This is a genomic window from Vibrio olivae, assembly GCF_042428525.1.
GTDB lineage: Bacteria > Pseudomonadota > Gammaproteobacteria > Enterobacterales > Vibrionaceae > Vibrio > Vibrio olivae.
Map to the genome: position 1 here is coordinate 23,355 of NZ_JBHMEP010000009.1, position 11,663 is coordinate 35,017.

Consider the following 11,663-nt stretch of genomic DNA (forward strand, 5'->3'; position numbering starts at 1 on the left):
TTCCCTATGATGTAGAAAAGGGATGCTTGAGGCATCCCTTTGAATATATACCATTTATTCGGACTAAGTTAACCGTTTTGTCGAAAATTGCTACTTAATGAACCAAGGCCAAAAGAATACCAGCAGCCACAGCCGAACCCAGCACCCCTGCGACATTAGGCCCCATCGCATGCATCAACAAAAAGTTCTGAGGGTTTGCTTGTAGACCGACTTTATTAACCACTCGCGCAGCCATCGGCACCGCAGAAACACCAGCAGCCCCAATCAATGGGTTAATCGGCTCTTTGCTAAACTTGCCCAGTAATTTAGCCATCATGACCCCAGACGCCGTTCCAACACTGAATGCGGCCGCGCCTAGCGCTAGAATCCCCAAGGTTTCGAAGTTTAAAAACTTATCTGACTGCAGTTTAGAGCCCACCCCTAAGCCAAGAAAAATGGTGACGATGTTGATCAGTTCGTTTTGCGCGGTTTTTGACAAACGCTCAACCACGCCAGCTTCACGCATTAAGTTACCTAAACAAAACATACCAACCAGCGGTGTTGCGGAAGGCAAGAACAGAATCGTCATCAATAAAACGGCCATAGGAAACAGGATTTTCTCTGTTTTTCCAACATGACGCAGTTGCTTCATCTGAATTTTACGCTGCTCAGGCGTCGTCAGCGCTTTCATGATAGGCGGCTGTATAATCGGAACTAATGCCATATAGCTGTAGGCCGCAACCGCAATCGCCCCTAATAAATCAGGTGACAATCGGCTGGCTAAGAAAATCGCCGTGGGCCCGTCAGCACCGCCAATGATCGCAATCGAGGCGGCATCGGCCATCGAAAACTCCATACCAGGTACGAAGTTCAACAAAATAGCACCGAACAAAGTGGTAAAAATGCCAAATTGTGCAGCAGCCCCCAACCATAATGTCTTAGGGTTCGCGATCAATGCGCCAAAATCGGTCATCGCGCCCACGCCCATGAAGATGAGCAGTGGGAACACTCCAGATTCAATCCCAACGTGGTAGACGTAATAAAGCATGCCACCTGGCTCAGTAAAGCCAGCATTAGGAATATTAGCTAAAATGGCACCAAAGCCGATGGGCAACAACAGTAACGGCTCAAAGCCTTTTCGAATCGCGAGAAACAGCAGTAACCCACCGACCAAAATCATACAAATTTGACCAAATTCGAAGTTAGCGATGCCCGTCTCTCGCCAGAGAGTCAGTAATCCGTCCATGACACTCCCTTACACTAGGCTTAGTAATGGTGAGCCAACGGAAACAGAGTCACCTTCTTTAACATGCAGATCGTGAACTTTACCGCTGCGTGCCGCGCGGACTTCAGTTTCCATCTTCATGGCTTCGAGTATCAGTAGCACATCCCCCTCAGCCACTTCAGCGCCGCTTTGTGCGATAATCTTAAAGATGTTGCCAGCCAATGGTGCTGGTACAACTTCCGCATCATTTACCGCGGCTTGTGGCGCAGGGGCTGGTGAAGCCGCTGGCTGGCTCGCGGGGGCGACAGAGGTCAGTTGTCCTTGCGGCCCCACTTCCACTTCATAAACCTGCCCGTCAACTTTGACGCTGTAGGCTTCTACGCCACCGGTGGCTGGCGCAGCAACTGGCGCATCAACAACCGCTGTCTGCTCACTGCCAGGAACAGGCTCAAAAGCATCTGGATTGCGGCGGTTTTTAAGGAATTTCAAGCCAACTTGTGGGAACAAGGCGTACGTAAGAACGTCATCCACAGTATCTTCTGCTAACGCAATCCCTTCTTGTTTGGCTTTGGTCAGTAGATCTTCCGTCAATGTGGTCATTTCAGCTTCAAGCAAATCGGCTGGGCGGCAAGTAATCGGCTCTGCCCCTTCAAGAACTTTAGCTTGTAGTTCAGTATTAACTGGCGCCGGCGCTTTACCATATTCGCCTTTCAATACCCCGGCAGTCTCTTTAGTGATGCTCTTATACCGCTCACCTGTCAGCACGTTTATCACCGACTGGGTACCGACAATCTGAGAGGTTGGAGTGACTAATGGAATGTAACCGAGATCTTTACGCACGCGAGGAATCTCTTCTAACACCTCATCGATACGATCAGCTGCACCCTGCTCTTTAAGCTGCCCTTCCATATTGGTGAGCATGCCACCCGGTACTTGAGCAATAAGAATTCGCGAATCGACCCCTTTTAACTGGCCTTCAAATTTGGCGTATTTTTTGCGAACTTCACGGAAGTATGCCGCGATAGGTTCAAGCTGATCGAGCTTCAATCCGCTATCACGCTCAGTTCCTTGAAGCATAGCCACAACGGTTTCGGTTGGTGTATGACCATAAGTCGAGCTCATTGACGAAATGGCGGTATCTAGAATGTCGATACCCGCTTCAACGGCTTTTACTGCAGTTGCAGTAGAGAGCCCCGTCGTCGCATGGCAATGAAGGGCTAATGGCACATCACATGATTGTTTAATACGGGAAATAAGCTCATAAGCTTCGTAAGGCTTGAGCAAGCCGGACATGTCTTTGATGCACAGCGAGTGACAACCAAGGTCTTCAAGTCGCTTGGCAAGGTCAACCCAAGTATCAGAGTCATGTACAGGACTGGTAGTGTAAGACAGCGTGCCTTGAGCATGCCCACCCACATCAACGGTCGCTTTCACTGCCTTTTCAAAGTTGCGTACATCGTTCATCGCATCAAAGATACGAAAAACATCCATACCATTGCTGTGGGCGCGTTCAACAAACTTTTCAACCACATCATCGGCATAATGACGATAACCCAGTAAGTTTTGTCCTCTCAGCAACATTTGCATCGGGGTATTGGGCATTGCTTTCTTTAATTCACGCAAACGCTCCCACGGATCTTCACCGAGAAAACGAATACAGGCATCAAAGGTAGCACCGCCCCAAGTTTCTAACGACCAATATCCAACCTTATCCAACTCGGCAGCGATAGGTAACATATCTTCAATTCGCATGCGTGTCGCAAACAATGATTGATGGGCATCCCGCAGGACCACATCCGTAATAGCGAGTGGTGTAGACATGCTCATAAACTCCTTTTAATTCATGTAACTAGGCTATTTGGCAGAAGAGTTGCGATACTGATGTACCGCGCTAGAAATCGCCGCAATGAGTTTAGGATTCACACCCGTAGCGGTTGGAATCGTTGTTTTAGATGCGAGCGGTTGGGTAGCAGGTTCCGGTTGTTCCTCGGAAACCAGTTTTGACATTAATTGAACGAGATAAACGAGAACCGTTAGAAATAGATAGACGACAGCCATACCTGTCACCATGAGAGTCGCTGCGTCGGCGAGCAGACTTCCGATATTCTCCATTTGAGCTTCCTTTCGTTGTCATCCTGACAAACGCCATCTTAATGTGGCAAATGGCACCAGAGTCAATCGTCACTCTGATAAGCGGTCTAGGATTATCGTAATTGATTAAATTTTGTCAATTTGCTTTCGAGTCCAACGAGTGCTGTTGCACACTTATTGTGAACAAATGTCTTGTCAGTCACATAACTCTGCCTAAACAGAACTTTTCGACATATTTATCTTTGTCTTTAAAGAAGTTAGCTGATGTTTCGATTCAATAATGGGATTTGCTTAAAAATTCAGCCATTAAGCCTTTTAAAAACAAATGGATGTAAATTTAATTTTAATTAATTGTTAACGAAATGATCTTTTGAATGGGCATAAAAAAGCCTTGCAAAAGCAAGGCTCAAAATGATGGCGCGCTCGGAAGGATTCGAACCTTCGACCGCCTGGTTCGTAGCCAGGTACTCTATCCAGCTGAGCTACGAGCGCGCAAATTTTTGAAATCAAATCAGGTAAGAGCCTAATTGATGAAGAGTGGCGCGTCCTGGAGGATTCGAACCTCCGACCGCCTGGTTCGTAGCCAGGTACTCTATCCAGCTGAGCTAAGGACGCGTCGTGTTTACTAAGCAATACAAGCTTATTAAACGAAATAATGGCGCGCTCGGAAGGATTCGAACCTTCGACCGCCTGGTTCGTAGCCAGGTACTCTATCCAGCTGAGCTACGAGCGCGCAAATTTTGATATTGATTATCTAAAACCATACATCACTCTAAAAGAATAATGGCGCGCTCGGAAGGATTCGAACCTTCGACCGCCTGGTTCGTAGCCAGGTACTCTATCCAGCTGAGCTACGAGCGCGCAGGTTTTGATATTGATAGTTCAATATCAGGGCAATGCCCTAATTCTATTGTATTCATCACTTCAAAAGAGTGATGGCGCGCTCGGAAGGATTCGAACCTTCGACCGCCTGGTTCGTAGCCAGGTACTCTATCCAGCTGAGCTACGAGCGCGCAGAGTTGTGAAACATATCACATTTAACTTATTTTAAAACAAAAAAATTGACCTTAGGCCAATAAATGGCGGTGAGGGAGGGATTCGAACCCTCGATGCGGCTACAAACCGCATACTCCCTTAGCAGGGGAGCGCCTTCAGCCTCTCGGCCACCTCACCGCATTTTCCATATTCAATCAAAACAAAGAATAAATATGGCGCGTCCTGGAGGATTCGAACCTCCGACCGCCTGGTTCGTAGCCAGGTACTCTATCCAGCTGAGCTAAGGACGCACTTTTTTGTTTTCATTTGGATGCTAACCCAAATAAGCAAGAATGGCGGTGAGGGAGGGATTCGAACCCTCGATGCGGCTACAAACCACATACTCCCTTAGCAGGGGAGCGCCTTCGGCCTCTCGGCCACCTCACCGTCTTGCGGAGGCACATATTACGATTTACCAAAAATATGTCAAACATTTTCTTGGGAAAATCCCCAAAAAGTAAGTCAATCGTTGGCTATTTAATCAAAGTCTGGTGAATCGGTTGTTTTTCACTGCTTTAAATGATTTTTAGAGACAAAAAAGGCTGACTAAATGTCAGCCTTTTCAGCGATTAGTAGTTGCCAGAAGCCACATTACCGCTGCCTTTCTCGGCCTGTATGCGCATGTAAATCTCTTCACGGTGCACAGACACTTCTTTCGGAGCATTAACGCCGATACGTACTTGGTTACCTTTTACACCGAGTACAGTTACTGTCACTTCATCACCAATCATTAGTGTTTCGCCAACGCGGCGAGTCAAAATTAGCATTCTATGCTCTCCTTGAGTAATCTCTGAATTTATCTTGCTACTAAGCCATTATCCAACAAAATTTATATTTTCGTAAACTCTATTCAACGAGAATCTAACCTAAAAACGCATGTTTTGGCTGACAATCTATCGCTATATTGGCTTTGATGTAAACGTCGTGCAGTATATTTGCAGCACGTTCAATGTGTGCCGGTGAAAGAATTAAAGCCAGTGATTGCTTTTGACAGCAAATGAACGGCACTTCAATCCCCTCTTCACCGAGCAGTGCTTGAGCATGCTCGACCAATCCTTCGGCTTGTTTTCCCACCGCAGTGAGAAGACTTACCTCTTCACTATTGCGGATTTTGTCGTGGAAAACCAGTTCCAACTTTGGACGGGCATCTTGTTTTATTACAATACCTGTCCAATCTGCTCGTTCGATCACATTACTGACCGCAATCCCCAACATCTGGCACTGGGTGAGCAACGCTGACAAACTACCGTTATCAACTTGAATCATAACGACATCTCGCTGAACGGCAAGTCCACACACATCAGCATGGCACTCTTCCCCCGCCACCAAACTTCCGGGCCCTGGTTCAAAGGTCGATAGTACTCGTAACGGGACGTTATGCTGCCACGCAAACTGTACTGACGGTAAATGTAGTACCTTAGCGCCCTTTTTTGCCATCTCTTCCATGGAAGGAAAGTCGATAACATCCAACTTTTGTGCGCGACTGACAATCCGAGGATCGCAAGTATAAATACCATCAACATCGGTAAAGATTTGGCATTCATCTGCGTGTAGCGCTCCGGCTAATGTGACCGCTGTGGTATCTGACCCGCCGCGGCCTAAGGTAGTGATATCCCCTAATTCATTCGTGCCCTGGAAGCCTGCGACAATCACAATGTTATCTTGCTCCAACCATTGATTCACCATCGATGTCTCGATATGTGTAATCGTCGCATCGTTGTGCTGACTGTCGGTGGTTATTCCCGCTTGTCCTCCAGTTAGAGAACGGGCTGGATAGCCCAACTTATTCAATGTCATTGCAAGCAATGCCATTGATACCTGCTCACCTGCAGACAATAGAACATCCAATTCACGAGCGGTTGGCACCGAGTCGATCTGCGTGGCAAGGTCCATTAATCGGTTCGTTTCGCCAGACATAGCCGAAACCACAACCACAACTTGGTTGCCAGCATTTTTCGCCTTAATAATATGCTCAGCAACACCATGAATTTTCTCTATGGAGCCAACAGAGGTTCCACCAAACTTCTGCACGATAAGGGGCTTTTTCACCAGTCTTCACCTTCCTAGGACACAACATCTCATTGCGGCCAATTCATACTCAACATGTTGGATAAAATTAGCGTGGATAAAACAAAAACCAAGCGCTCTCAGAAATATCTTCTGAGATAACGCTTGGTTATCTTAAACATAAGTTCGGCGACTATATTACGCCGATTGATTTATAATTTAAATTATAAACGCTCTTGTAACCATGCCTCAGTCGAAGCAAGAGCCGCAGGTAGAGCACTTGCGTCGCTACCACCAGCTTGGGCCATATCAGGACGACCGCCCCCTTTACCACCGACTTGTACTGCGACCATATTGACCAACTCACCCGCTTTGACTTTGCCAGTCAGATCTTTCGTCACACCCGCAATCAGGCCGACTTTACCATCAGCAACGTTACCAAGCATGATGATTCCACTACCCAGTTGGTTTTTCAATTCATCAACCATACCACGCAATGCTTTGTTTTCCGCGCCATCAAGTTGAGCAACCAAGACTTTCACTCCAGAAATGTCTTTAACTTGATCAATCAGAGAAGCGCCAGCTTGCGCAGCAAGTTTTTCTTTAAGAACCTGAATTTCTTTTTCCAAACTCTTCGCTTTGCTCGCCGCTTCGCCTAACTTTTCTTGATATTTCTCTTGCTGCTCTTCGATGAGATCTAATGCCGCTTCACCTGTCACGGCTTCGATTCGGCGAATCCCTGCTGCAATCCCCGCTTCAGAGATAATCTTGAACAAGCCAATATCACCGGTATTGCTAGCGTGGATACCACCACAAAGCTCAGTAGAGAAATCGCCCATCGATAACACACGCACTTGGTCATCGTATTTTTCACCAAATAGCGCCATCGCACCTTTGGCTTTCGCAGCTTCAATATCCATGATTTCAGTCTGAATATGATGATTGCGACGAATTTGTTGGTTCACTAAACGTTCAACCCGTTTAATTTCCTCTTCCGTCATTGCTTCAAGATGAGAGAAGTCAAAACGCAGAGCTTCAGCTCGAACCAGCGACCCTTTCTGTGCCACATGTTCGCCTAGAACAATACGCAGCGCTTCATGGAGCAAGTGGGTTGCAGAGTGGTTCAAAGAAATAGCCTGACGACGTTCAGCATCCACTTCAGCTTTCACCGCGTCACCTTTGGCAACCACACCTTGAATTAATTCACCGTAGTGAGCGATTGCATTACCCAATTTTTGGGTATCATTCACTTGGAACACACCCGATTCTGTTTTTAATACTCCGGTGTCACCACATTGACCGCCTGACTCAGCGTAAAATGGCGTTTCTTCCAGTACGATGATGGCTTTATGCCCAGCAGACAAAGAATCAATTTCTTCACCGTCAAAGAACAGTGCCGAAATGGTGCTTTCACCTTGAGTCGCGGTGTAACCACAAAACTCTGTGTCAGCGTCGACTTTAATGCTGGAATTGTAATCGGTACCAAATTGCCCCGCTTCACGAGCTCGCTGACGCTGAGCTTCCATTGCTTGCTCAAAACCGTCTGCATCAATCGAATAGCCTTTTTCTCTGGCCACATCATTGGTCAAATCAGCTGGGAATCCGTAGGTATCGTATAGCTTGAAGACGGTTTCGCCATCAAGAACATCACCTTCAACGGCTTCTAGTGCTTCATTTAAAATGGCCATACCGCGATCCAAGGTACGCCCGAAGTTTTCTTCTTCGATACGCAGTACTTTTTCAACAATCGCTTGCTGTTTCTTAAGCTCTTTACCCGCACTGCCCATGATATCAATCAACGGACCAACCAATTTGTGGAAGAAAGTGCCTTTGGCGCCAAGCTTATTACCATGGCGTACAGCGCGACGAATGATACGACGTAACACATAGCCACGGCCTTCATTGGACGGCATCACACCATCAACAATCAGGAAAGCACACGAACGAATGTGGTCAGCAACGACACGCAGTGACTGGTTTGAAAGATCCTCATAGCCAATGACGTCTGCGGCCGCTTTGATCAGCGTTTGGAAAACATCGATCTCGTAGTTAGAGTGTACGCCTTGCATGATTGCAGAAATACGCTCAATGCCCATTCCTGTATCCACGGACGGTTTCGGCAAGGGTTCCATGGTGCCGTCAGCATGACGGTTAAATTGCATGAAAACGTTATTCCAGATCTCGATAAAGCGGTCGCCATCTTCTTCTGGCGTGCCAGGACGGCCACCCCAAATATGCTCACCGTGATCGTAGAAAATTTCGCTACACGGACCACAAGGACCGGTATCCCCCATTTGCCAGAAGTTATCTGACTCATAAGGCTTGCCCCCTGGCTTATCACCGATACGCACAATGCGATCAGCAGGAACACCAACTTGTTTGTTCCATATGTCGAAGGCTTCGTCATCCGTTTGATAAATGGTGACGAGAAGACGTTCTTGAGGAAGTTTAAGTACTTGCGTCAAAAACTCCCATGCAAACTTAATTGCATCTTCTTTGAAATAATCACCAAAGCTGAAGTTACCCAGCATTTCAAAAAAGGTATGGTGGCGCGCAGTAAAACCTACGTTTTCTAAATCGTTGTGTTTACCACCGGCACGTACACAGCGCTGGGCCGTAGTAGCTCGTGTGTAGGCTCGCTTCTCTAGGCCAAGGAAGCAATCTTTAAATTGGTTCATACCGGCATTAGTGAAAAGCAGAGTCGGATCGTTGTGTGGAACTAACGACGAACTTTCTACGATTTGGTGTCCTTTGGCTTCAAAGAACTTGAGGAACGAGTTACGAACCTCGTCAGTGCTCATGTACATGCAGCTCTTCCTGAAAATAGCGAGTTAAAATTTTGGGGTATTGTATACTCAAGCGTGCATTTGATGCTAGTTCCAACGAGATTTAGTTCTCACATTGAGATGCGTCATTGTTGGTGTGCTTGAGAGTTTTAATATTCGGCTGTCACGGTAACAAATTCATGGCGAGCAAAAAAGTCAGGGTTATGGCGCTATCACTCATCGTCTCGGTTTGAGTTCAATCCGTAGCTGATTTGCTCAAAACTGTAACCACGATATTGTAAAAAACGTACGCGCTTGGCGTATTCTTTTTGATCCTTGGCCGGGATGCCTTTGAATTTTTTATCTGCAGCCGATTTTGCGAGTTCAAACCAATCTTGGGGCTCAGCAGCGAAAGCTTGGTCAATCACAGATTCTGCCACACGTTTTTGATTCAGTTCTTGACGTATGCGCCTTTCGCCATGCCCCTTTCCGACATGTTGACGTACTTGGCTCTTCGCAAAGCGTAAATCATCCAAATAGTGATGACGCTGACAGAACGCTATCGCTTCTTGAACGTCATCTGGCTCATAACCTTTTTGGGTCAGCTTTTGCGCCAACTCATGCTCACCGTGATCTCGTCGGCTTAATAGCTGAATGGCCATCTCTTTAACCGATAATGAAGGCGGTGATGAACGTCTAAACATAGTTCAATTTCCGTTTACAAAATACAACAAAGCCCTGCATTGCAGGGCTTAAAAATAGAATGACTTTGTCGAGCGTTTTATAGCTCTTCAGATTGCTCAGGCATCGCACCAAATTCTGGCTCATCGGCTGGGATTTCAGCAGGTGCCAGTAACATTTCACGCAGTTTGCTATCAATGGTTTTGGCCGTCTCAGGATTTTCACGCATGTATTTACATGCGTTCGCTTTCCCCTGACCCACTTTGTCACCGTTGTAGCTATACCAAGCTCCTGCCTTTTCAATCAGCTTATGTTTCACACCAAGATCAATCAACTCGCCTTCGCGGTTGAAGCCTTGACCATACATGATTTGAGTGTGCGCTTCTTTAAATGGTGCCGCGATTTTGTTCTTAACGACTTTAATACGGGTTTCGTTACCTACAACTTCGTCACCTTCTTTGATAGAGCCAGTACGGCGAATATCAAGACGTACAGAAGCGTAGAATTTAAGCGCATTACCACCGGTTGTGGTTTCTGGGTTACCAAACATAACACCAATCTTCATACGGATTTGGTTGATGAAGATACACATACAGTTTGACTGCTTGAGGTTACCCGTTAATTTACGCATCGCTTGAGACAGCATACGAGCTTGCAAGCCCATGTGGCTATCACCCATCTCACCTTCGATTTCCGCTTTTGGCGTCAATGCGGCTACCGAGTCAACCACCATAACGTCAATTGCTCCTGAGCGAGCTAATGCATCACAGATTTCAAGCGCTTGTTCGCCGGTATCTGGCTGAGAAACCAGTAATGCATCGATATCGACACCCAGTTTTTTCGCATAGACAGGATCCAGTGCGTGCTCAGCATCAATAAATGCACAGGTTTTACCTTCACGTTGCGCGGCAGCGATCAACTCTAAGGTTAATGTCGTTTTACCAGAAGATTCAGGGCCGTAAACTTCAACGATACGTCCCATTGGTAAGCCACCAGCACCCAAAGCAATATCAAGAGAAAGTGAACCGGTAGAAATGGTTTCAACATCCATCGCACGGTTATCACCAAGGCGCATGATTGAACCTTTACCGAATTGCTTTTCAATTTGACCTAACGCCGCGGCTAACGCTTTCTGTTTGTTATCGTCCATCACTTTCTCCGTTGCGCCCACTTTCATCAAGTGAACTGAATCTACTTAACTCAAATTATGAGCTTGAATTGCTGGTTATTATACTGTTGATTCATACAGTGTCTAGCCCTGTACAAAAAAAATTTACATCTCGTGCCATAAGCGTGAGACGCCGCCCAAAGGTAACACTTCAGGATGCCATCACCGGTTTATCGACTAAGGTACTGATAAATTTCCGATAACGCGTGATAGCTCGCTTGCTGGCGTACCTGACAACGGTCGCCGCTAAATCGTACGGTTTCAACTTTGTGCCAACCGTTGGTACTCGCCCATGCAAAGCATACTGTTCCCACTGGTTTTTCATCACTCCCGCCTCCAGGGCCTGCAATACCACTGATGGATACACCGAGCGTCGCTCGTGAATGCTTAAGTGCACCTTGAACCATTTCGATGACTACGGGCTCACTGACCGCCCCGACCGTATTGAGTAAGCGCTCGCTGACACCAAGCATTTCCATTTTCGCTTCATTACTGTAGGTAATAAAGGCGCGATCGAACCAAGCTGAACTTCCTGCGATATCAGTAATAGCAGAGGCGACACCACCACCAGTACATGATTCAGCCGTTGTCATAATGTGTTGTTTTTGTTCAAGCAAAGTGCCCAATTGAGCGGATAATTTTTCCAACGTTTGCATAACTAAAATCCGATTTTCGTCTTTTCGCATCAATTCCTTTCACGTATCCTAATCGC

9 protein-coding genes and 8 tRNA genes are annotated in these 11,663 nt (G+C 46.7%); all 17 read right to left on the bottom strand.

Going from position 1 to position 11,663, the window contains the following annotated elements; genetic code table 11:
- Nucleotides 1–94 precede the first annotated feature (94 nt).
- The 17 genes from ACFFUV_RS19185 to pncC all read right to left on the bottom strand — a co-directional run bounded on the left by ACFFUV_RS19185 (nt 95) and on the right by pncC (nt 11,607).
- Nucleotides 95–1,225 carry a sodium ion-translocating decarboxylase subunit beta gene (locus tag ACFFUV_RS19185; protein WP_390196072.1) on the bottom strand — a complete coding sequence of 377 codons (1,131 nt, stop codon included), beginning with the start codon at nt 1,223–1,225 and terminating at the stop codon, nt 95–97.
- 9 nt (nt 1,226–1,234) lie between these two features.
- Nucleotides 1,235–3,025: a sodium-extruding oxaloacetate decarboxylase subunit alpha gene (gene oadA, locus ACFFUV_RS19190; RefSeq protein WP_390196075.1), complete on the bottom strand. Its 1,791-nt coding sequence runs from the start codon at nt 3,023–3,025 to the stop codon at nt 1,235–1,237.
- Between the two features lie 33 nt (nt 3,026–3,058).
- On the bottom strand, nt 3,059–3,316 hold the full coding sequence (locus ACFFUV_RS19195; RefSeq protein WP_390196078.1) for an oxaloacetate decarboxylase subunit gamma: 258 nt from the start codon (nt 3,314–3,316) through the stop codon (nt 3,059–3,061).
- Nucleotides 3,317–3,710: 394 nt separating this feature from the next.
- Nucleotides 3,711–3,787, bottom strand: a tRNA-Arg gene (locus ACFFUV_RS19200).
- Nucleotides 3,788–3,833: 46 nt separating this feature from the next.
- A tRNA-Arg gene (locus tag ACFFUV_RS19205) sits at nt 3,834–3,910 on the bottom strand.
- A 41-nt stretch (nt 3,911–3,951) separates the two neighbouring features.
- Nucleotides 3,952–4,028 (bottom strand) — tRNA-Arg (locus ACFFUV_RS19210).
- Nucleotides 4,029–4,079: 51 nt separating this feature from the next.
- Nucleotides 4,080–4,156: transfer RNA gene (locus ACFFUV_RS19215), tRNA-Arg, on the bottom strand.
- A 75-nt stretch (nt 4,157–4,231) separates the two neighbouring features.
- A tRNA-Arg gene (locus ACFFUV_RS19220) sits at nt 4,232–4,308 on the bottom strand.
- Between the two features lie 67 nt (nt 4,309–4,375).
- Nucleotides 4,376–4,468 (bottom strand) — tRNA-Ser (locus ACFFUV_RS19225).
- A gap of 36 nt (nt 4,469–4,504) precedes the next feature.
- Nucleotides 4,505–4,581 (bottom strand) — tRNA-Arg (locus ACFFUV_RS19230).
- A gap of 43 nt (nt 4,582–4,624) precedes the next feature.
- Nucleotides 4,625–4,717, bottom strand: a tRNA-Ser gene (locus ACFFUV_RS19235).
- A gap of 182 nt (nt 4,718–4,899) precedes the next feature.
- Complete coding sequence (csrA, locus tag ACFFUV_RS19240) at nt 4,900–5,097, bottom strand: carbon storage regulator CsrA (protein ID WP_237315324.1); 198 nt, start codon at nt 5,095–5,097, stop codon at nt 4,900–4,902.
- A 94-nt stretch (nt 5,098–5,191) separates the two neighbouring features.
- Nucleotides 5,192–6,379, bottom strand: coding sequence for an aspartate kinase (locus ACFFUV_RS19245; protein ID WP_390196082.1), 1,188 nt, complete (start codon nt 6,377–6,379; stop codon nt 5,192–5,194).
- 182 nt (nt 6,380–6,561) lie between these two features.
- Nucleotides 6,562–9,144: an alanine--tRNA ligase gene (gene alaS / locus ACFFUV_RS19250; protein ID WP_390196085.1), complete on the bottom strand. Its 2,583-nt coding sequence runs from the start codon at nt 9,142–9,144 to the stop codon at nt 6,562–6,564.
- A gap of 191 nt (nt 9,145–9,335) precedes the next feature.
- Nucleotides 9,336–9,806 (bottom strand): recombination regulator RecX, encoded by a 471-nt coding sequence (recX, locus tag ACFFUV_RS19255; RefSeq protein ID WP_390196088.1) that lies wholly within the window; start codon nt 9,804–9,806, stop codon nt 9,336–9,338.
- Nucleotides 9,807–9,883: 77 nt separating this feature from the next.
- The gene (gene recA, locus ACFFUV_RS19260; RefSeq protein ID WP_390196091.1) at nt 9,884–10,933 is read right to left on the bottom strand and encodes a recombinase RecA; all 1,050 of its coding nucleotides are present in this window, start codon (nt 10,931–10,933) and stop codon (nt 9,884–9,886) included.
- A gap of 188 nt (nt 10,934–11,121) precedes the next feature.
- On the bottom strand, nt 11,122–11,607 hold the full coding sequence (gene pncC / locus ACFFUV_RS19265) for a nicotinamide-nucleotide amidase (RefSeq protein WP_390196094.1): 486 nt from the start codon (nt 11,605–11,607) through the stop codon (nt 11,122–11,124).
- Between the last annotated feature and the right edge of the window lie 56 nt (nt 11,608–11,663).